Origin of the sequence: Halomonas halophila, from assembly GCF_030406665.1 — a bacterium.
Classification (GTDB): Bacteria; Pseudomonadota; Gammaproteobacteria; order Pseudomonadales; family Halomonadaceae; genus Halomonas; species Halomonas halophila.
Map to the genome: position 1 here is coordinate 2129935 of NZ_CP129121.1, position 20684 is coordinate 2150618.

Consider the following 20684-nt stretch of genomic DNA (forward strand, 5'->3'; position numbering starts at 1 on the left):
AAGATACTCGCTCCAAGTCTCCCATCTTCTGGCTGCCCTACTGTCCATGCTCTCCCATATCCGCATCGTCCTCGTCCAGACCTACCACCCCGGCAATATCGGCGCCTCGGCGCGGGCCATGAAGACCATGGGGCTCACCGACCTGGTGCTGGTCAACCCGCGCGACTTCCCTCACCCCGAGGCCAGCCGACTGGCCGCCGGCGCCGAGGACCTCGTCGACGCAGCCCGAGTGGTCGGCTCGCTGGAAGAGGCCGTGAGCGACTGCGTCCAGGTGATCGGCGCCAGCGCCCGACTGCGCAGCATGCCCCTGCCCCACTTCGACGAGCCCGCCGAGATGGCCGAGTCGCTGGTGGACCACGCCGCGGATGATCCCGTCGCCCTGGTGTTCGGCCGCGAGCGCTTCGGGCTGACCAACGACGAGATCCGCTGCTGCAGTCACCAGGTCAGCATTCCCGCCAACCCGGACTACGGCGTGCTCAACCTCTCCCAGGCCGTTCAGGTACTCGCCTACGAGACCTTTCGCGCCTGGCGACAGCGACCGGACAGCGGCTTCCAGGCCGCTCGGCCGGCCCAGGATCGCCAGCCGACCCGGGAACAGGTGGGCCACTTCCACGACCATTTGTCTCGCCTGATGCAGGCCAGCGGTTTTATCACTCAGCCCCATGCCCGCACCGAGGAACAGCTGCAGGCGCTGTTCGCTCGTGCCCAGCCCTCGCGCAAGGAGCTCTCGCTGTTGCGCGGGCTGTTGAGTTCGCTGGAGCCTGACGCGGAAGGCTGACACCCGAAGAGAGATACGGAAGCCAAAGCACGACCGACATCGAATCGTCATCGTCGATTCACTCCACCGTCATGCGCCTGACCGAGACTACAACGGCTCAAGACAGGAATCGGCAACGGACACTGCCACTCGCTTCGCCAGGGACGCACGGGGCAGGACGCCCCCAAGGGACGCCGATCTCGGCATCGGGACGATGCCCAGGGAGGAATGCAAGATCGCCACGACGCTCGCGTCGTGGCGTTTTTCTTGGTGGAAAGGATATTCCGGTGGCACAGTGAAGGTCTGGCGACCAGGAGGTCATGATGAGCGACGAACGTGACGAGCCACGGGTACCCCGCGACGATCCACCTCGGCTGCTCCACGACGAGCTCCCCGAGGAACACGAGGATCCGCTGATCGGCTGGCTTCACCGCATCATTCGCGTCGGTGTGAAGGCACTGGCCGTGCTGATGGTGTTCGTGATCCTGTGGGGCATCTTCGATGTCGTCTACGTGCTTTACCAGGAGCTCGCCTCACCTCCCTTCCTGCTGCTCGAGGTCGGCGACATCTTCCGGCTGTTCGGCGCCTTCATGGTGGTCCTGATCGCCATCGAGATCTTCATCAACATCCGCCTTTACCTGGGTACCAACGTTCTCCCCATCCAACTGGTCGTCGCCACGGCGCTGATGGCCATCGCCCGTAAGGTCATCGTGCTGGACATCTCGACCGTCTCCGCAGAATACGTGCTGTCCATCGCGGCCGTGGTACTGGCGCTGGGCGTGACCCACTGGCTGGTGGCCAGGAAACACTGAAGAGCACGCGCCTCCGTCTGGCCACGCCCTACTGGCAGGGCGACCCAAAGGGCCGGTAACCTCATACGATGAGCGAGCCCGCCTCCCAGGACAGGGCCCACATCCACCGTGCATCGAGAGAGGCCCCCCATGCCCCGCTTCGCCGACCACCTCTATTCGCCCGGTCCCGACAACCCCTTTCCCGGCCTCGCGGCGCTGCAGCGGCGTCTGGGCCACGCCATTCCGCACCGGCTGGGCTCCAACGAGGGGCTCGACATGCCCCATGCCGCGCTGCGTGAGCACTTCGGCGAGGCCATGGCCGAGCACGTCACCTGCTACGGCGACGCCGACGCCATGGCCCTGCGTGAGCGCCTGGCGCGTCGCCACGGTTTCGACGTCGACAGCCTGCTGGTGGATGCCGGCTGCGACAGCCTGTTGGCCCTGGCCCTTCGCACCGTGGCACCGACCGGCACCAACGTGATCGCCTCCGCCGGCACCTACCCGACCTTCGGCTACTTCGCCCGTGGCCAGGGCTGCCGCCTGGTGGAAGTCGACTATCGAGAGAATGAGGAAGGCCTGGCGCCGAACCTCGACGCCCTGGCCGAGGCCGCCCGACGGGAAAACGCCCGCCTGGTGTACCTGGCCAATCCGGATAACCCCACCGGCCACCGCCATGAGGTCGACGACGTCGCCCGGCTACGCGAGGCGCTTCCCGAGGACTGCTGGCTGCTGCTGGACGAGGCCTATCATGACTTCCGCGACGATGCCGACGCGCCCGGATTCACCCGCGCCCTGCCCGGCGTGATTCGCTGCCGCACGCTGTCGAAGGCCATGGGGCTGGCCGGATTGCGCGTCGGCTACGCGATCGTCGAGCCCGAGACCCGCGCGATGATGCAGAAGGTGCGCATCCACTATGCGGTGTCGTCGCTCAGCCTGGCGGCCGCCGAGGTGGTGCTGGATCAGCCCGACGAGATAGACCGTCATCTGCGCGACGTCATCGCGCGGCGCGAGCGGCTGACGGCGCATTTCCGTGCCCTGGGTGCCGACGTGCTGCCGAGCGCCACCAACTTCATCGCCCTTCGCCTGACCAGCGCCGAGCTGGCCGCACGCGTGCACGCCAGGTTGCTGGACGAGGGCAAGCTGACCGCCCGCGCGGCTCATCCGGCACTCGGCCACCTGCTGCGGATCACCGCCGTGGAGGATGCCCTGGTGCCGGGCCGGCTGGCGACGCTGGAAGCGGCACTCGTGGAAGGAAACGAAGGCGAGTAGGCAGGCGGCGCCGCTCAGCAGCGCCCCTGCATGGCCAACCCGGGCGGGCAGAAGCCACCGCGACGACGATGATCGCCGTAGTCACGATGGTGCCTGTGGTGGCGACGCTCACGGTAGTGATCGTCATGACGACGATAGTGGCGATACTCGCGCCGCTCGTGATGACGGCGGCCATCGTGATAGCCACCGATCTCCACCAGAGGGCCGGTGTCGATGCGCGCCGGCGTGTAGCTGCACCCCGTCATCAGCAGAACGGCCGCCACTGCCAGGCCTCCCATGACGCCGTGGCGACGTGAGACGGTCATCTCAGCAGCGCCCTTTCTTCGCCTGGCCCGGTGGGCAGAAGCCACCACCATGGCGGTGATAGTCGCGATCGTGGTGCCCACCGATCTCGAGCAGCGGTTCGGGATCGATACGGGCGGGCGTGTAGCTGCAGCCGGCCAGAAACAGGGCAGCAAGCAACAGGGTCGCAAGGGTCAACGGGCGAAATGACATGATGCCTCCTGGGCCTGATGAATGGCAGCCATTCTAGCGAAGCCCCGAGGCCTTACCCATGTGGCGCCGCGACGACACACCCTGTCTCAAGAAGGCAACATATTTAATGTGTTATCGTCATCAAGCCGCATCGTTGCGCGTCTTTTGCCCATTCATTTCGCGCCATTCCTGGCCAGATTCGAGCCGTTTATCCCCGAAATTTGCACACTGCAAGGAGGCGAAAAAGTCGCCATGAAATATCTGGAAGTGAGCGTCAGGACGGCGCACATCGTCCACGGATTCGATGAGGACAACCGCGAAATCCGAGAGCAAGGCCAGGACGACTTCACCACCAAGCTGGTGGCCATCGAGCGCATTCAGTCGATCAGCGAGCAGTACCTGCTGGTGACGGGATCGCACGGGCGCGTGATGTACTGGGAATACGAAGGCGGCCTGGCGCAGCTGCGCGACCGGCTGGACGCGTCGGGGCTGATGCTGCCCTGAACCGACGGGCATGATGAAATAACGACAACGCCTTTATCCACCCTCACAAGGACGCATCGTGATCTCCAGGCTGCCTCGCTGGGTCGAATACGGCGCCTTCGTGCTGGCCTTCATCGCCGGCTGCGTCAATGCGGTCGGGCTGCTGGGCTTCGAGCACAAGGCCATCTCTCATCTCTCGGGTACGGCTACCCTGATGGGCACGGGGCTCGCCAATGGCGAGATCACATCGGCCCTGCACCTGGCCGGTATCCTGGGCAGCTTCCTGATCGGCGCGGCACTGTCGGGCTTGGTGCTGCCCGACAGTTCACTCAGGCTCGGGCGCCACTACGAGACGCTGCTGATTCTCGAGGGGGTGCTGCTGCTGGCCGCCATCCACTTCCTCGACGACGGCGCCCGCCTGGGCCACTACCTGGCCTCCATGGCCTGCGGGCTGCAGAACGCCATGGCCACCACCTACAGCGGCTCGGTAGTCCGCACTACCCATCTCACCGGCACCATCACCGATATCGGGCTGATCCTCGGCAACGCCCTGCGCGGCAAGCCCTTCGACCGGCGGCGCGCCCAGCTGCTGACCATTCTCGTGGTCGGCTTCGTGGCCGGCGGCGGCACCGGCGCCTGGCTGTTCGCCTCCCTGCATTTCCTGGCACTGGCAATCCCCGCCACGCTCTGCTTCCTGCTGGCATTGGGCTATCGCCTGTTCAGCCATCGGCACGGAGAGGGGTGAAGGCGAGCGCCGAACACAACCAAAAAATCCCCCATCGCGTCGCCCGAAATCGAAAAAAACCGTGGATGGAGCGGCCTGGCGACTTTGCTATCGTCACGGGACACCCACCCGACACGAGGAGCGAGCCGATGGGCGCAGCGCCCCTGCCCGACACCGTCCCCGCCACCATGGCCGCCATGCGACTGGTCGGCCACGGCGACGTGGACCAGCTGGTCTATGACGAGACCGTGCCCACGCCACGCCCCGGCCCCGGCGAGGTGCTGGTCAAGGTCACCGCCACGGCCAAGAACAACACCGACCGCAAGGCCCGCGAGGGTCTCTACCCGACCAAGGACCAGGGCGACGTGACCTCGTTCGCCATGGGGGGCTCCCCGACCCTGACCTTCCCGCGCATCCAGGGCGCCGACGTCGTGGGCCGGGTGGTCGCCACTGGCGACGGCGTCGAGGCCTCGCGGCTGGGCGAGCGTGGCCTGCTCGACTTCAACCTCTACGCCGACGCCCGCCGTGACATCAACCTGACGCCGGACTACTACGGCCACGGCGCCGACGGCGGCTTCGCCGAGTACGTCGCCGTACCCTCGGACCAGTTCCATCATGTGCCCAACGCCGAGCTTGCCGACGCCGAGCTGGCGGCCATGGGCATGTGCTCCTATCAGACCGCCTATCACATGATGACGGCGGCCGGCGTGACGTCGGGCGAGCGCGTGCTCGTCACCGGCGCCAGCGGCGGCGTGGGCACCGCCCTGATCCAGCTGTGCCGCGTCGTCGGCGCCATTCCCTACGCCCTGAGCCAGCAGGACAAGGCCAACGCCCTGGTCGAACTCGGGGCCGAAGCGGTGCTCGACCGCTCCGACATGAGCGACTTCGAGGCGCAGGTGAAGGCGATGACCGGCGGCGCGCCGCTCGATGCGGTGATGGACCTGGTAGGCGGCGAGATGACCGACCGCTTCATCGACGCCATGATCTTCGACATGTCGGCCCGCTCGACCTACCCGCGGCTGTCCATCGCCGGCGCCAGCGGCGGCAACGTCAGCGAGATCATGTGGACCCGCATCTATCTTTACCAGGTGCAGATCTTCGGCGTCTCCCACGGCACCCGGGAGGAAGCCGAGCAGCTGATGGAATGGATTCGTGGCGGCCAGCTCAGGCCGGTGCTGCACGCGGCCTTCAGGCTCTCCGAACTGCATGCGGCGGAGCGCTACTTCGTCCATCGCGGCAGCCACTATCTCGGCAAGATCGTGATCGTCCCCGACGCAGAATGGGACGAGCACGGCGCGCCCTTCGCCCTCGAGGGAAAGCAATGAGCAAGCCCGAACTGACACTGCGGCTGATGGACACCCACGCCGGCGGCGACGTCAGCCGCATCGTGCTCGGCGGCGTCACGCCGCTGCCGGGCGCCACGGTGCGCGACCAGATGCACTATCTGCGCGACAGCGCCGACGGCCTGCGCACGCTGCTGCTCGACGAACCCTACGGCATCCCCGAGATGTCGGTCGATCTGATCGTGCCGCCCAGCGACCCGGAGGCCGCCGCCGGCTACATCATCATGGAGGTGATGGGCTACCCGATCTATTCCGGCTCCAACACCATCTGCACCGCCACCGCGGTGCTCGAGGCCGGGCTGGTGCCCAAGCGCGAGGGGCGCCAGCACTTCCTGCTGGAATCGCCCGCCGGGCGCGTGCAGATCGAGGCGCTGGTCGAGAACGACGTGGTCGAGGCCATCACCTGCGAGGGACTGCCGAGCTACATCGACACCTACCGCGAGACGATTCACGTCCCGGGCATCGGCGAGGTCACCTACAGCGTGGCCTACAGCGGCGGCTTCTACGCCCTGGTGGATGCCACCGAGCTCGGCTTCTCGCTGGTCCGCGAGGAGGAACGCGCGCTGTCCGACTGCGCCTACAAGATCGTCGAGGCGCTGCAGGCCGAGCGCGGCTTCACCCACTACACCCTGGGCGACGTGGGCCCGCTGCCCTTCCTGCACTTCATGGGCCCGGTGACAGAAGTGGCCGACGGCTTCTACCGCTCGCGCTCCACCACCTACGTGCATCCCGGCGTGATCTGTCGCAGCACCACCGGCACCGGCACCTCGGCACGCCTGGCGCTGATGCATCACGAGGGCCGCATCCGGCCGGGCGACCGGCTCGAGACCGTGTCGCTGCGCGAGACCGGCTTCATCGGCCAGTTCACCGGCACCCGCCAGGAGGGCGGCCAGACGGTGGTGGAGAACACCATCACCGGCAAGGCCTTCGTGCTGGCGCACTCCGATATCGTCGTCAATCCCGATGATCCCATGGTGCGCGACGGCAGCGTGTACCATATCCTCGGCTCGCGGCCAGACGCCGCGGACTGAAAGCCGGCGCGCCGTTCTGCGGCGCGCCGGCTCTTCCCACCTCGCCCACCGAGACCCCGCATGCCCACGGCACTGATCCTGCTCGACGTCCAGAACCTCTACTACACCAGCCGCCAGGCCCACGGGCGCAACGTCGACTACAACGCCCTCTGGGCCCGCGCCACCGAGGGCCGGCGGGTTAGCCGCGCCATCGCCTACGCCATCGACCGCGGCGACGAGAAACAGCGCCAGTTCCAGAACATCCTTCGCGCCATCGGCTTCGAGGTGAAGCTCAAGCCCTTCATCCGACGCGCCGACGGCTCGGCCAAGGGCGACTGGGACGTGGGCATCACCCTGGACGCCATCGACCATGCGGTTGATGCCGACGTGGTGGTGCTGATCTCCGGCGACGGCGACTTCGCGCCGCTGGTCGACAGGCTGCGCGAACGGTTCGGGATCGAGGTAGAAGTGTTCGGCGTGCCCGCCTATACCGCCGACGCCCTGATCCGCGCCGCCGACCGCTTCGTGCCCGTCGAGGGCGCGCTGCTGATGGGGTGCGCCAACCGCTAGCCGGCCCTGTGGCGGGGCCCATGTCGTATTGGCCTTGTATCATGACGCTGCGAGAACGCCCTGCCCCGGGCGTAACCGCATCATGAGGCAGCACAATTCGACAACACACGGTTCCCACCATGGTTTATACCAGCGCCATCCTGCTGAGCCTGATCGGCTACTTCGTCATCGGCCATCTGGCCGGACGACGGGTCAAGCACCTCGACGACTATCTGGTCGCCGGACGCAACGCCCCGACCTTCCTCATCCTCGGCACCCTGGTCGCCAGCTACCTGAGCACCAGCGCCTTTCTCGGCGAAACCGGCTTCGCCTATCAGGGCTATCCCTTCGTGATGCTGATCTTCGCTGCCATCAGCACCTCCGGTTGCCTGCTGGGCGCGCTGGCCTTCGGCCGCTATCTGCGCCGCAGCGGTGCCCTGACCGTGCCGGAGTTCTTCGGCAAGCGCTTCTCCTCCAAGCGCGTGCAGCGGATCGCCGGCCTGACCACGGTGCTCGGCCTGGGCGCCTACCTGCTGGGTGTGATGCAGGGCGCCGGCATCATGTTCCAGGAACTCACCGGCCTGCCCTACTGGGTCGGCCTGGTGCTGGTGTGGCTGACCTACACCGGCTTCATCCTCTACTCCGGCTCGCCGGGCGTGATGCTGACCGACACCATCATGTTCGTGATCTTCTCGGTGGCCGCCCTCGGCGGCTCGCTCTACATCATCCAGGACCTGGGCGGCTGGCACGGCGTGGTCGAGGGCCTGCTGACCCAGAGCGACAAGCCCGGCATCGCGCTCTGGCATGGCGTACTGCAGGGCGACGACGCGACCTTCGCCACGCCGGGCGAAGCGCTGACCTGGGGCCTGACCCTGGGCCTGGTGTGGGCCGCCGTACTGGCGGCGAGCCCCTGGCAGTCCAGCCGTTACCTGATGGCGCGCAACGAACACGTGGTCATGCGCTCGGCCATGCTCACCGCGGTATCGCTGGCAGTCTTCTATGCCCTGATGATGATGACCGGCGCGGCCATCAACCTCTACGACCCGACCCTGAACGGCGAACGCGCCATGGTCTGGGCCGCCCTCAACGTGCTGCCGACCTGGCTCGGCGTGGTGATCCTCACCGGCGTCTTCGCCGCCGGCCTGTCGTCCTGCTCCACCTTCCTGTCGATCATCGGCTTCAGCATCTCCAACGACATCATGCCGGCCAACAGCAGCGAGGCCGCGGCCATGCGTACCAGCCGGTTCGCGGTGCTGGGTGCCGGCCTGATCGCCTTGATCCTGGCGCTGTTCCAGCCGCCGGCGGTGATGGCCGTGGTGTGGTTCGCCGCGACCCTGTTCGCCTCGTCCTGGGGCCCGGTGGCGCTGATGAGCATCTGGAGCCGTCGCATCACCGCTGCCGGCGCCGGCTGGGGCCTGACGGTCGGCTTCATCGGCAACCTCATCCTGTCGCTGATGGTGCAGGCCGAATGGATCGCGCTGCCGACCTACCTGCACCCGGTGCTGCTCAGCACCCTGATGGCGCTGGTGGCAATCGCCGTGGCCTCGTCGATGACCCGGGTCAGCCAGGCCGAGAGCGACTATCGGGCCTTCCTGCATCGCGACGACGAGCACGAGCCCGCCGGCTGGGCCGCCGGCTCCCGCGGCGTCGCCGTGTTCACCATGCTGGCGGGCGTCGGCGTCGGCGCCTTCCTGTGGCGCCAGTACGCCGACACCCTGGCCGAGCTGGCCGGCCGCTTCGGCATCGCCGAGTCCGCGGTCACCGGCGCCTATGCCCTGGCCCTCGGCTGCGGCGGCATGCTGGTGATCGCCGGTGCCGTGGGCTATCGCGTGGTACGCAGTCGCCACGCAGCGGCCCGTCAGGCCAGCACCGCCAACGCCTGACCCTTCCGCCTTTCCGGCGCCGGGCCCCCTGCGGGGAGCGGCGCCGGCCCCTCCGTTCGAGCCCATCGCGCCCAAGGCCGATGGGCTCGCGTCATTATCGAGCACGGCCCTGTCGCTTGCGTCGACGGCAATCAACGCCATGGGGGACTACACTGCAGCGCAGCATGGCGACCGAGAACGGAGACGAGCCACATGACGAACGGCACCCCGACGGCAGCGCGCAAGCGCATCGACCTGGCGCTGCAGGGCGGCGGCTCCCACGGCGCCTTGACCTGGGGCGTGCTCGACCGCCTGCTGGAAGACGACCGGCTGGAAATCGATGCCATCAGCGGCACCAGCGCGGGGGCCATGAACGCCGTGATACTCGCCGACGGCCTGCACCGCAACGGCCGCGACGGTGCCCGCGAGGCACTGCGCGATTTCTGGCAGGCGGTGAGCCGGCTGTCGCGCTTCTCACCGCTACGCCGCACCTTCTGGGACCGGCTGGTAGGCAACGACAGCCTCGATCACTCACCGGGCTACCTGTTCATGGAGGGGCTGACCCGACTGGTCGACCCGGCACGCCTCAACCCGCTGGGCATCAACCCGCTGCGCGACCTGGTCAAGGAGCAGGTGGACTTCGAACGCGTCAACGCCTGCGGGCAGGTCAAGGTGTTCGTCAATGCCACCAACGTGCGCACCGGCCGCGCGACGATCTTCCGCCAACCCCACCTGTCGCTGGACACCCTGATGGCCTCGGCCTGCCTGCCCACCCTGTTCCCGGCCGTGGAGATCGACGGCGAGGCCTACTGGGACGGCGGCTACAGCGGCAATCCGGCGCTCTACCCGCTGGTCGACAACCGCGGCTGCAGCGACCTGGTGGTGGTGCAGGTCAATCCGCTGATGCGCCGCAAGCTTCCCGGCAGCGCCCGGGAGATCATCAACCGGGTCAACGAGATCACCTTCAACTCGAGCCTGATCAAGGAGCTGCGCAGCATCCAGCTGTTACAGCGGCTGATCGAGGTCGAGGGCCTGGAGCTCGAGCGTGTGCGCGCGATGCGCCTGCACCTGATCCATGCCGAGCAGGACGTCCAGGAGCTCAGTGCCTCAAGCAAGATGAACGCCGAGTGGGAATTCATCTCGCGGCTGCACGACCAGGGACGCGCCTGGGCCGAGCGCTGGCTCGACGCAAACTTCGATGCCCTCGGCCGGCACTCCTCCTTCGACCTCGATGCGGTCTTCGACGACACCTTCAGCCCGCTCACCTATCCCGGCGACGCCTGTCCCGACGCGTCGAAGCCCGATGGCGACGGGCGCGGCGACCGTCTCCAAGACTGATCCCACACCGCCACGCTGAAAGCCCAGCCCCGCGGCCAAATGCCGCGGGACACCGAGCGGCGCTCGCTTGCCCGTCTCCGGCCAGCGACATAGAATCGCCGGCATGACTCACAAGCGCCCTTTCATCTTCCTGCTGGCCATCCCGGTGGTTCTGATCCTGGCTCTCGCCGGCTTCATCTTCGGCGGCCAGGCGCTCTCCGACAGCGGCCTCGATCGCAAGATCCAGCAGGCCCTGGCCGACGAGCTCGGCACCAGCGGCGAGATCGAACTCAAGAACCTGCAGGAAGTCCAGTACGGCTACGGCATCTGCGGCCTGTATCGCACCGAGGACACGGAGCACGGCTACGCCTCCTTCTTCTACGATACCAACGCCGACCGCCTCACCCTGGACATCACCTCGCGCCGCTATCAGTCGCATTGCAGCCTGTCGGCCGTGTGCTGATTCCTCGGCCGCGTCCCGAACGGAGACACGACACCATGCCAAGCGCAAGACGCACCGCTCGCCAGTCCCGTCGAATGGCACTGGGCCTGCTGACGGCCCTGATGACGACCGCCACCGTGCAGGCCGCCGAGCTGGACGTCAGCGACGCCCGCCTGCGGCTGATGCCGGGCGACCTGCCCGCCGCCGGCTATTTCCGGCTGCATAACGCTGGCGACGAACGCGTCACCCTGACCGGCGCCGACAGCGACGCCTTCGAGCGCGTCATGCTGCACCGGACGGTGCAGGAAGACGGCATGTCGAGCATGCACGGCGTCTCCGAACTCGAGGTCGCGCCCGGCGACACCCTCGAGTTCGCGCCCAAGGGCTATCACCTGATGCTGATGCAGCGTAGCCAACCGCTGGCCGTAGGCGACGCACTCGAGGTCACGCTGGAGTTCGCCGACGCGCCGCCCCTGCCGGTGACCTTCGACGTGGTGTCTCCCGCCGCCCTGTAGTCGAGATACTGTCCGCCATGAGAGTGACCATGACCGCCACCCCGACCCGCCGGACGCTTGCTCGCTGGACTCTGCCGATGCTGGCAGCGCTGACGCTGGCCGGCTGCAGCGACCAGAACTGGCGCACCACCGACGTCTCCGAGATCATGCCGGCCCTCGACTTCACCCTGGTCGACGAGGACGGCGAAACGGTGCAGGCCGACGACTATCTCGGCAAGACCACGCTGCTGTACTTCGGCTACACCCACTGCCCGGACGTCTGCCCGACCACCCTGGCACGACTCTCGGCGGCTACCCACCAGCTCGACGAATCTCTCCGTGACGACGTTCAGGTGCTGTTCGTCTCGGTGGACCCGGCCCGCGACACCCCCGAGGTCATGGGCCGCTATGCCGATGCCTTCGGGCCCCAGTTCGTCGGCCTCACCGGCGAGACCGAACAGATCGATGCGCTGACCAACCGCTATCGCATCACCTATTCCTACGACGAGCCGGACGCCGACGGCCGCTACGACGTCACCCATTCCAGCGCGGTCTTCGCCTTCGACCCGCAGGGCGATGCCCAGCTGCTGATGCGCGACAGCGACCCGCTGGACAACATCGTTGCCGATATCGAGCGCCTGGCCACCCAGAGCTGACGCCCAACGCCGGGCCATGGCAAGGTCTCTCGAAGAGTGTGAGCCTCCCCGGGCCGCCGCTCGCTTCAGGCGCCGCGACCTCGCCGTGCCGCCTGAAGCGAGCGGCAGGCCCATTCCTGCGCCAGCTCGGGATCCTCGAACAGCGCTTCCGGCGCCTGACGGTAGGAAAGCCTCACCACCTTGCCACGGCGCAGGTACTCGAAGGCCGGCAGCCCCTCGCGCTCGAAATCCTCGACGTTCCCCCGCATCCGTCTTGAGGTACAGCGTCTCATCGACCACCAGGGCAAACATCACCCCATCGTGATAGACCCCGTGACCGCCGAACATGCGCCGCAGATCGATCGGCCCCAGCCGTACGAACACATCGCCCAGATACTCCGTATACTCGCTCATGACGATATCCTCCTCGCATTCCCCCGGGCTGGCATTATCGCTACTCATGCCATAACGTAACGCTATAAGAAGTAACATATTTATTCCGGGGTCATTTACAAACGCCACGAGTCTGCATAGGGTAGAAAAAATAACCAAATATTATCCATGAACTTGGCGTTGCATACTGGAGCACTTATGCACTATTGTTATCATCTCTACCAAAGTCAATGCTGGTTTAGAAACACATACTTAACTAACCAAAGCCATGAAGTCAGAAATGACAATAGCATCTATGAGTCGGGCTGCCATTTCACATGCATATCGATGATGCTTAACACAAATGCAGCCTTTCTCGCAAGTGAACTATCCAAGCAAGGATACTTCGATAGAGATGACCAGGGCATGGTATGGGATCAGAACAAACCCTTTTTAGTGGGCGATAGCATCAATATACCCTTTATCATTTCTCACTCTAAAATCGTCAACAACATCAAGATCCAGCTGTTTAAAAAAGAAATTATAAAAAATCCAATCGAGGCAGAGAAAGAAATTCATACTGCACACAGAAAGGGCTACCACATAATTTGCGGAAACTCATTTCACTCCTTGCTTACAGCCGGCCACAAAGATAAATCTTATTTTTTTTGGGACCCTGACACCAGCAATCATGAGAGCGAAACGGAGGCAATCAGAAAAAACTTGAACGGAGAGTACAACACTTTCTGGCTATTTGATAATTACGACGAGGGAAAAGGACTAGATTTCTGGACTTACCGCATTAAAGCTCATAACGAAGTAATCCAGCCCGGTTAAAAATCTTGACCTTGACCTTGACCACCACATATTAGAGCACGAAAATACGTTCGCGCTTAACTAAACCTCACTTTCCATTATCTTGACGCTGGCAAGCCACCCCGAATTTCGTAGTACACTACAGACCCGATAATCCACGAGAAGGAACCCGATGAGCACCGACGACCTGAAGGATTTCGAACGATCCATGCACGAGGAGATCGACGCCTTCCTCGAAGCCGAATCACAGCCCGCCAAACCGCAGAAGACGACCCGGCCCGCCGCCAAGAAGCCCCAGCCGCCCAGGGCCTCCGCCAGCGAGATGAAGACCGGCCATATCGTCAAGCTTGCCGTACGCACCAAGCAGCTGGAGATGGACACCGCCTTCGAGCACCACTCCACCAGCATCTCCAAGCTCGAGGCTCAGATGGAAGCAGAGAAGGCCGCCAACGAGGCAGGCTATCCGATCATCGGTTACGTGATCGATATCCAGCGGGTGTGATCGCGGCCACCACCGACGCGGCGCTCCTCGCCTCGATACCCGGTCCTTTTGCGGCACCCATCTACTGCCCTACTTCCCGGGACGGTTCCGCTTCCTCGAGCGGGGCCATGAAGGAGGTTGCCGATCGAGGCCCACCACCCTGCCGGCTCACGACGTCTGCAGTGCCCGCTCTTCCTTGCGATGCTGCAGCGGCGAGGTGCCGAAACAGCGCTTATAGTCGCGGCTGAACTGCGACACGCTGCGATAGCCCACCGCCTCCGCGGCCTGATTGACGTTGCAGGCTTCCTGCACCAGCAGCTGCTGGGCCTTGATCAGCCGCAGTCGCTTAAGGTACTGCAGCGGCGACGCCTGGGTGACCTGCTTGAAGTGCTGATGGAAGGTCGTGGGACTCATGCTGGCCTGGCGCGCCAGATCCTCGACCGACACGTCATCCGCATAATGGGCATGCAGCCACGACAGCACCTGCACGATGCGCGAATAGTACCCCTGATGATGCACCAGCGCTCGCAGCGCCCCACCCTGTCGACCGCGAAGCGCCTCGAAGACCACGTCGCGCACCCGCTGTGGCCCCATGGCCGCGATCTCGTCCGGGTCGTGCAGCGTACGCAGCAATCGCTCCACCGCGCCTTCCATGCCGGCCGACATCGAGACCGAGTCCATGGGCACCGGCGACGCCTCTCCCCCTGTCATTTCGGCCATGGCCGCCACCAGCTCGCCGAGCAGCGCCGGATCCAGGCGAACCGATACGCCCAGCAGCGGCGCCTCCAGCGAGGCATGGGTCTCGCACTCGAAGGGCAGCGGCAGCGTCTGCACCAGGTACTGGCCGGGGCCATAATGAATCTCGCGGTCGCCGAGATATCCGATCTTGTACCCCTGGGCGACGATGATCAGGCTGGGATCATAGATCAGCGGCGTGCGTGGCACCGGTCGGCGTGAGGCCATCAGCGTGACGCCCGGCAGCCGCGTCGGGGTATAGCCGTCACGCTCGACCAGCGGCGAAATCAGCTCGATCAGAGGGCAGGTACGGGGCACGGACTGGCGTCTCCTGTGAAGGTGATGGCGAGATGATCGTGACAATTTTACCCACTATCGCATCCACCGGTCGCCCCATACCGAAGGATTTGACAAAAATGACGGAGAAACGTCGACCCGATGCCGGCGCCTGGCATCCATAATGCTCGAGCGATTCGCCGAGGTGCCTTGGGCACCTCGAGCCCTCACTACCCGCCAGGAGGATGCTTCATGAGTCAGACCAACGCTTACGCGGCCTTCGCCGCCGACAAGCCGCTGGCCCCGTTCAGCGTCGAGCGTCGCCAGCCTCGCCCGGACGACGTCGCCATCGAGATCCTCTACTGCGGCGTCTGCCACAGTGACCTGCACTTCGCCCGCAATGACTGGGGCATGACCCGCTACCCGCTCGTGCCGGGTCACGAGATCGTCGGCCGCGTGACCGCCGTCGGCGACGAGGTCAGCCAACACCAGGTCGGCGATATCGTCGGCGTGGGCTGCATGGTCGATTCCTGCCGTCACTGTCAGCCCTGTGAGGACGGTAACGAGCAGTACTGCCTGAACGGTTTCACCATGACCTACGGCAGCGACGATCGCCACGACGGCAGCCTCACCCAGGGCGGTTACGCCGACCAGATCGTGGTCAGCGAGCACTTCGTGCTGCGCATGCCCGAGGGCATCGACCTGGCCTCCGCCGCACCGATCCTGTGCGCGGGCATCACCACCTACTCGCCGCTCAAGCACTACGGCGTCAAGCCGGGCCACAAGGTTGGCGTGATCGGCATGGGCGGCCTCGGGCACATGGGTGTCAAGCTCGCCAAGGCGCTGGGCGCCGAGGTCACGGTGTTCACCCGCTCCGAGGCCAAGGTCGAGGAGGCCCGCCGTCATGGCGCCCACCACGTGGTGGTCTCCACCGACGAGGAGCAGATGGCGGCGGTCGCCGAGACCTACGACTTCATGCTCGATACCGTACCGGTGCAGCACGACCTCAACCCTTACCTGGCGGCGCTGAAATACGACGGCACCCACATCCTGGTGGGCCTGCTCGACCCGATCGAGCCGGCGGTACAAGGCGCCAACCTGGTATTCAAGCGCCGCGTGCTGGCCGGCTCACTGATCGGTGGCATCGAGGAGACCCAGGAGCTGCTGGATTTCTGCGCCGAACACGACATCCGCTGCGATATCGAGACGGTGAACATCCAGGACATCAACACCGCCTTCGAGCGCATGGAGAAGGGCGACGTCCGCTACCGCTTCGTCATCGACATGGCCTCGCTCAAGGAATGAGGCACTGAGCGCTCACCCGCCGGCCGTCTCCCCGAGGCGGCCGTCTCCCCGAGGCGGCCGGCGACGTCGTGGCCGCGGCTCGCTGGCCGATGATCGTCGCCATGGCGTAGGCTTTGAACCGCACCGATCTCGCCATCCCCCACCAGGAGAGCACGACATGCAGTCACGCTACTTCACCATCCACGCCCACCCCGAAGGCACGCCGGAACGCGATCTCTTCGAGCTGGAAACCGCCGAACTGCCGGCGCTGGCCGAGGGCGAGGTCCGGGTGCGAAACACCTGGCTCTCGGTGGATCCTTACATGCGCGGACGCATGACCGGCGTGACCACCTATATCGCGCCTTTCACGCTGGGGGCGCCGCTGGAAGGCGCCGCCATCGGCGAGGTGATCGAGTCACGCGCCGAAGCCTTTCCCACAGGCACCAAGGTCCGCCACATAGGCGGCTGGCGCGACGTCGCCCAGCTGCCCGCCGAGGGGCTCGAACGCCTACCCGCCTTCGACGTGCCGGAACAGGCCTACCTCGGCGTGCTGGGCATGCCCGGCATGACCGCCTGGGCCGGCCTGAACCGCATCGCCGAGATGAACGAAGGCGACAACGTGTTGGTCAGCGGCGCCGCCGGCGCGGTGGGCTCGCTGGCCGTGCAGCTGGCCAAGGCCAGGGGCGGCACCGTGGTCGGCATCGCCGGCTCCCAAGACAAGCTCGACTGGCTCGAGGCTCACGGTGTCAAGGCGGTCAGCTACAAGGGCCGCGACGCCGCCCAGCTCACCGCGGCGCTCAACGAGGCCTGCCCCGAGGGCTTCGACGTCTACTACGAGAACGTCGGCGGCGTATGCCTCGAGGCAGCGTTGAACACGCTGCGCGTCGGCGCGCGCATCGCGGTGTGCGGGCTGATCACCGGCTACAACGAGGCCACACCGAGCCACGGCCCCAGCAACCTGGCGATGGTGCTGATTCGTCGTGCGCGCATGGAAGGCTTCATCGTCTTCGACCACTGGGCCCATTACCCGACGTTCCTCGAGGAAGTCGGCCCCCAGGTGGTCACCGGACGGCTCGACCACGAGGAAACCGTGGAAGACGGCCTGGAGCGCACCCCGGATGCCTTCCTCAAGCTGTTCGAGGGCGCCAACCGCGGCAAGATGCTGGTTAGGCTGTGAGACCTGAGCCGGTGGCGGTGATCCTGGCCGCCGGCGCTTCCCGGCGCTTCGGTGCCACGGACAAGCGTCTGGCCCGACTGCCCTCGGGCCGGACGCTGCTGGCCGCCACGCTCGCCACGGCGTCGGTGGTCTTTCCGCGTCTGTGGGTGGTGCTGCGCGAGGACGACGACCCCGTCGCCCTCGGCCTGGCGCCCGACACGCCGATCCTGCGCGCTCACCGTGCCGCGGACGGCCTCGGCGCCAGCCTGGCCGACGCCTTCGCCGCGCTGTGCTCCGACCCGAGCCTGTCCCGGGCGCCCGCCGCCGCGGTGCTGCTCGGCGACATGCCGGGCATCGCTCCCGAGACCCTCGCAGCGCTTCGCGACGCGGCCGGGCCCGGACGCATCGTCCGCCCCCGGCACGCCGGCCGACCGGGCCATCCGGTGCTGTTCGGCCGCGACGTCTGGGCAGAGCTTGCCGCCCTCGACGGGGACGAGGGCGCACGGCGCGCCATCGCCCACCATCGCGACTGCAGCCATGAGATCGGGGTCGACGATCCCGGCATCCATCTCGATATCGACGCGCCCGACGATCTCACCGCCCTGTGGCGCGAGGACCGTGTCTAGACTGACCGGACGCAGACGCGCCAACCAAGAACGACAAGAGGAGAACGACCCGTGACGACCCTCACCATCAACGGGCAGACCCACGAGGTGGATGCCCCGGCCGACATGCCCCTGCTGTGGGCGATTCGCGATCTCGTCGGCTTCACCGGCACCAAGTACGGCTGCGGTCGCGGCCTGTGCGGCGCCTGCACCGTTCATCTGGACGGCCAGGCCACCCGCAGCTGCATCACCCCGATTGCCGCGGTGGGCGATCGCGAGATCACCACCATCGAGGCCATCGGCGACGACCCGGCCGGGGCCAGCGTGCAGCAGGCCTGGCGCGAGCTCGACGTGGTCCAGTGCGGCTACTGCCAGTCCGGCCAGATCATGTCGGCGACCGCCCTGCTGCAGGGCAACCCCGCGCCGGACGACAGTGCCATCGACGGCGCCATGAGTGGCAACATCTGCCGCTGCGCCACCTATGCCCGCATTCGTGCCGCCATCCACGAGGCCGCGGCCTCCCTCGGCCAGGAGGTGTCCTGATGCACGTCTTGAAGCAGCAAGCACAGTCCCGCGCCGCGGCCGCCCTGTCGACGGTCAACGTCAGCCGCCGCGGCTTCATGAAGGGCGCCTCCGGGCTCGCCCTGGGGCTCTACATCGCCCCGCTGCTGGGCCGTAACGGCCAGGCCCGGGCCGCCGGCCAAACGGGAGAGCAGGGCGAGTTCGCGCCCAACGCCTTCGTCCGCGTGACGCCGGAAGGCGAAGTGGTGGTGATCGCCAAGCACATCGAGATGGGTCAGGGCACCTACACCGGGCTCGCCACCCTGGTCGCCGAGGAGCTCGACGCCGACTGGGCTTCGGTGCGCGTCGAGGGTGCCCCGGCCGATACCCAGCGCTACCAGAACCTCGCCTTCGGCATCCAGGGCACCGGCGGCAGCACCTCCATCGCCAACTCCTTCGAGCAGATGCGACAGGCCGGCGCCAAGGCCCGGGCCATGCTGGTGGGCGCCGCCGCCGAGCGGCTCGACGTCCCGCCGGGCAGCCTCAGCGTCAACCAGAGCAAGGTCATCCACGAGGCCTCCAGGCGCGAGCTCGGCTTCGGCGAGCTGGCCGAGGCCGCCGCCGACCAGCCGGTGCCCGACGAGGTCACGCTGAAGTCGCCCGAGCAGTTCACGCTGATCGGCAAGCAGCGGCTGATGCGCCAGGACAGCCCGGCCAAGACCGACGGCAGCGCCCGCTTCACCCAGGACGTCCAGCTCGACGGCATGCTGATCGCCGTGCCGGCGCATCCGCCGCGCTTCGGCAGCCGGCTGACCGGCGTCGACGACGCCGAGGCGCTCAAGGTGCCGGGCGTGGTGGCCAGCGTACGCTTCCCCTCCCCGACCCGCGACGGCGACCTGGTCGCGGTGCTGGCCACCAACACCTGGGCCGCCATCAAGGGCCGCGACGCCCTGACCCTCGAATGGGACGACAGCCAGGCGTTCACCCTGGGCAGCGAGGCGCTCGAGGCCGACTACCGCGAGCGCGCCGGCCAACCCGGCGACACGGTCACCGACCGAGGCGACGCCAGCGCGGCACTCAACGAGGCCGACCAGGTCATCGAGGCCGACTACGTGGTGCCCTACCTGGCCCACGCCGCCATGGAGCCGCTCAACTGCGTGGTCGATCTCAAGGACGATCACGTCAATATCCTCAACGGCGAGCAGTGGCAGACCCTCGATCAGCAACAGGTCGCCAAGCTGCTCGATCTGCCCCCGGAACAGGTGCGCATCCAGCAGCTGTTCGCCGGCGGCAGCTTCGGCCGCCGCGCCAACCCGGTCAGCGACTACGTGCTGGAGGCGGTGGCGATCGCCCTGGCCGCCCGTGACCAGGGCCAGGCCGTGCCGATCAAGATGGTCTGGACCCGCGAGGACGACACCCGCGGCGGCCACTATCGCCCCTTCAACTATCACCGCGCCCGCCTCGCCCTGGACGCCGACGGCAACCTGACCGCCTGGCACCAGCGCCTGGTCGGCCAGTCGATCATGACCGGCACGCCGATGGAATCGATGATGGTCAAGGACGGCATCGACCCCACCTCGGTGGAGGGCGTCGCCGAACTGGCCTACGGCGTGCCCTCGCTCAACGTCGAGCTGCACACGCCGAGCGATATCGGCGTGCCGGTGCAGTGGTGGCGCTCCGTGGGCCACACCCACACCGGCTTCTCCACCGAGAGCCTGATCGACGAGGCCGCCGCGGCGGCCGGCCAGGACCCTTACCGGTACCGCCGCGAGCGGCTCCATGAGCGCCCGCGCTGGCAGGGCGTACTCGACCTGGCGGCCGAGAAGGCCGGCTGGTCGACGCCGCTGGAAGGCGGCGCAGAAGGCATGAAGCGCGGCCGCGGCATCGCCGTCCACGAGTCCTTCGACAGCTACGTCGCCCAGGTCGCCGAGGTCACGGTCGATGCCGACGGCCAGCTCAAGGTCGACCGGGTGGTGTGCGCGGTGGACTGCGGGCTAGCGATCAACCCGGACATGGTCCGCGCCCAGATGGAAGGCGGCATCGGCTTCGCCCTGGCGGCGGCGCTGCACAGCGAGCTGACCCTCGACGACGGCCAGGTGCAGCAGTCGAACTTCCATGACTTCCAGGTGCTGCGCCTGAACGAGATGCCCCAGATCGAGGTGCATATCGTGCCGTCCGCCGAGGCGCCCACCGGGGTCGGCGAGCCCGGCGTGCCGCCGCTGGCACCGGCCGTGACCAACGCCATCTTCGCCGCCACCAGCCAGCGCATTCGTAGGCTGCCGATCGCCAACCAGCTGAAGGGCTGACC

Annotated in this window: 24 protein-coding genes and 1 pseudogene; 20 read left to right on the plus strand and 5 right to left on the minus strand. The window is 66.6% G+C overall.

The window, feature by feature from the left end; genetic code table 11:
* Window positions 1–46: 46 nt before the first annotated feature.
* The 3 genes from QWG60_RS09855 to QWG60_RS09865 all read left to right on the plus strand — a co-directional run bounded on the left by QWG60_RS09855 (window position 47) and on the right by QWG60_RS09865 (window position 2817).
* The gene (locus QWG60_RS09855) at window positions 47–778 is read left to right on the plus strand and encodes an RNA methyltransferase (RefSeq protein ID WP_146910001.1); all 732 of its coding nucleotides are present in this window, start codon (window positions 47–49) and stop codon (window positions 776–778) included.
* 302 nt (window positions 779–1080) lie between these two features.
* Window positions 1081–1569 (plus strand): phosphate-starvation-inducible PsiE family protein, encoded by a 489-nt coding sequence (locus QWG60_RS09860; RefSeq protein ID WP_046078017.1) that lies wholly within the window; start codon window positions 1081–1083, stop codon window positions 1567–1569.
* A 129-nt stretch (window positions 1570–1698) separates the two neighbouring features.
* On the plus strand, window positions 1699–2817 hold the full coding sequence (locus QWG60_RS09865; RefSeq protein ID WP_146910003.1) for a pyridoxal phosphate-dependent aminotransferase: 1119 nt from the start codon (window positions 1699–1701) through the stop codon (window positions 2815–2817).
* 14 nt (window positions 2818–2831) lie between these two features.
* Here the strand turns inward: QWG60_RS09865 and QWG60_RS09870 are convergent, their stop codons facing one another.
* Window positions 2832–3080, minus strand: coding sequence for a hypothetical protein (locus QWG60_RS09870; RefSeq protein WP_246124744.1), 249 nt, complete (start codon window positions 3078–3080; stop codon window positions 2832–2834).
* A gap of 43 nt (window positions 3081–3123) precedes the next feature.
* Window positions 3124–3312, minus strand: coding sequence for a hypothetical protein (locus QWG60_RS09875; RefSeq protein ID WP_046078015.1), 189 nt, complete (start codon window positions 3310–3312; stop codon window positions 3124–3126).
* 231 nt (window positions 3313–3543) lie between these two features.
* Here QWG60_RS09875 and QWG60_RS09880 point away from each other — a divergent pair, with 231 nt between their 5' ends.
* The 10 genes from QWG60_RS09880 to QWG60_RS09925 all read left to right on the plus strand — a co-directional run bounded on the left by QWG60_RS09880 (window position 3544) and on the right by QWG60_RS09925 (window position 12171).
* Window positions 3544–3795, plus strand: a complete 252-nt coding sequence (locus tag QWG60_RS09880; RefSeq protein WP_046078014.1) for a hypothetical protein — start codon at window positions 3544–3546, stop codon at window positions 3793–3795.
* Between the two features lie 58 nt (window positions 3796–3853).
* The gene (locus QWG60_RS09885; RefSeq protein WP_107181503.1) at window positions 3854–4519 is read left to right on the plus strand and encodes a YoaK family protein; all 666 of its coding nucleotides are present in this window, start codon (window positions 3854–3856) and stop codon (window positions 4517–4519) included.
* A 128-nt stretch (window positions 4520–4647) separates the two neighbouring features.
* Window positions 4648–5823 (plus strand): zinc-binding dehydrogenase, encoded by a 1176-nt coding sequence (locus QWG60_RS09890; RefSeq protein WP_146910006.1) that lies wholly within the window; start codon window positions 4648–4650, stop codon window positions 5821–5823.
* On the plus strand, window positions 5820–6872 hold the full coding sequence (locus QWG60_RS09895; RefSeq protein ID WP_146910008.1) for a proline racemase family protein: 1053 nt from the start codon (window positions 5820–5822) through the stop codon (window positions 6870–6872). Before QWG60_RS09890 ends, QWG60_RS09895 begins: the two co-directional genes overlap by 4 nt.
* A 60-nt stretch (window positions 6873–6932) precedes the next feature.
* Entirely contained in the window at window positions 6933–7421 is a 489-nt protein-coding gene (locus tag QWG60_RS09900; RefSeq protein WP_146910010.1) for a LabA-like NYN domain-containing protein, read from the plus strand.
* Between the two features lie 119 nt (window positions 7422–7540).
* Window positions 7541–9283 (plus strand): sodium:solute symporter family protein, encoded by a 1743-nt coding sequence (locus QWG60_RS09905; protein ID WP_146910013.1) that lies wholly within the window; start codon window positions 7541–7543, stop codon window positions 9281–9283.
* Window positions 9284–9475: 192 nt separating this feature from the next.
* Window positions 9476–10600: a patatin-like phospholipase family protein gene (locus QWG60_RS09910; protein ID WP_146910015.1), complete on the plus strand. Its 1125-nt coding sequence runs from the start codon at window positions 9476–9478 to the stop codon at window positions 10598–10600.
* 103 nt (window positions 10601–10703) lie between these two features.
* The gene (locus tag QWG60_RS09915) at window positions 10704–11042 is read left to right on the plus strand and encodes a hypothetical protein (protein ID WP_046078008.1); all 339 of its coding nucleotides are present in this window, start codon (window positions 10704–10706) and stop codon (window positions 11040–11042) included.
* Between the two features lie 35 nt (window positions 11043–11077).
* Window positions 11078–11536 (plus strand): copper chaperone PCu(A)C, encoded by a 459-nt coding sequence (locus QWG60_RS09920; RefSeq protein WP_046078007.1) that lies wholly within the window; start codon window positions 11078–11080, stop codon window positions 11534–11536.
* A gap of 29 nt (window positions 11537–11565) precedes the next feature.
* Window positions 11566–12171 (plus strand): SCO family protein, encoded by a 606-nt coding sequence (locus tag QWG60_RS09925; RefSeq protein WP_052052450.1) that lies wholly within the window; start codon window positions 11566–11568, stop codon window positions 12169–12171.
* 65 nt (window positions 12172–12236) lie between these two features.
* Here the strand turns inward: QWG60_RS09925 and QWG60_RS09930 are convergent, their stop codons facing one another.
* Both QWG60_RS09930 and QWG60_RS16810 read right to left on the minus strand, forming a co-directional pair.
* The gene (locus tag QWG60_RS09930; RefSeq protein WP_307725215.1) at window positions 12237–12443 is read right to left on the minus strand and encodes a TfoX/Sxy family protein; all 207 of its coding nucleotides are present in this window, start codon (window positions 12441–12443) and stop codon (window positions 12237–12239) included.
* Window positions 12436–12642: pseudogene (locus QWG60_RS16810) on the minus strand (TfoX/Sxy family protein); the annotation flags it as partial. The gene QWG60_RS09930 and the pseudogene QWG60_RS16810, both read right to left, overlap by 8 nt.
* A gap of 228 nt (window positions 12643–12870) precedes the next feature.
* On the opposite strand from QWG60_RS16810, the gene QWG60_RS09940 reads away from it, so the two are divergent.
* The gene (locus tag QWG60_RS09940; RefSeq protein ID WP_146910017.1) at window positions 12871–13359 is read left to right on the plus strand and encodes a hypothetical protein; all 489 of its coding nucleotides are present in this window, start codon (window positions 12871–12873) and stop codon (window positions 13357–13359) included.
* Window positions 13360–13510: 151 nt separating this feature from the next.
* A complete protein-coding gene (locus QWG60_RS09945) occupies window positions 13511–13840 on the plus strand; it encodes a hypothetical protein (RefSeq protein WP_146910020.1) in 330 nt (109 codons plus the stop codon).
* Between the two features lie 147 nt (window positions 13841–13987).
* On the opposite strand, the gene QWG60_RS09950 is transcribed toward QWG60_RS09945, so the two are convergent.
* Window positions 13988–14872, minus strand: a complete 885-nt coding sequence (locus QWG60_RS09950) for an AraC family transcriptional regulator (RefSeq protein ID WP_046078004.1) — start codon at window positions 14870–14872, stop codon at window positions 13988–13990.
* Between the two features lie 210 nt (window positions 14873–15082).
* Here QWG60_RS09950 and QWG60_RS09955 point away from each other — a divergent pair, with 210 nt between their 5' ends.
* The 5 genes from QWG60_RS09955 (at window position 15083) to QWG60_RS09975 (ending at window position 20682) form a co-directional block, all read left to right on the plus strand.
* The gene (locus QWG60_RS09955) at window positions 15083–16135 is read left to right on the plus strand and encodes an NAD(P)-dependent alcohol dehydrogenase (protein WP_035595605.1); all 1053 of its coding nucleotides are present in this window, start codon (window positions 15083–15085) and stop codon (window positions 16133–16135) included.
* Window positions 16136–16292: 157 nt separating this feature from the next.
* Window positions 16293–17291 carry an NADP-dependent oxidoreductase gene (locus tag QWG60_RS09960; protein WP_146910022.1) on the plus strand — a complete coding sequence of 333 codons (999 nt, stop codon included), beginning with the start codon at window positions 16293–16295 and terminating at the stop codon, window positions 17289–17291.
* A complete protein-coding gene (locus tag QWG60_RS09965) occupies window positions 17288–17896 on the plus strand; it encodes a nucleotidyltransferase family protein (protein ID WP_146910024.1) in 609 nt (202 codons plus the stop codon). Before QWG60_RS09960 ends, QWG60_RS09965 begins: the two co-directional genes overlap by 4 nt.
* Before the next feature lie 51 nt (window positions 17897–17947).
* Window positions 17948–18418: a (2Fe-2S)-binding protein gene (locus tag QWG60_RS09970; RefSeq protein WP_035595611.1), complete on the plus strand. Its 471-nt coding sequence runs from the start codon at window positions 17948–17950 to the stop codon at window positions 18416–18418.
* On the plus strand, window positions 18418–20682 hold the full coding sequence (locus QWG60_RS09975) for a xanthine dehydrogenase family protein molybdopterin-binding subunit (RefSeq protein WP_146910027.1): 2265 nt from the start codon (window positions 18418–18420) through the stop codon (window positions 20680–20682). The genes QWG60_RS09970 and QWG60_RS09975 overlap by 1 nt, the downstream gene beginning before the upstream one ends.
* Window positions 20683–20684 lie beyond the last annotated feature (2 nt).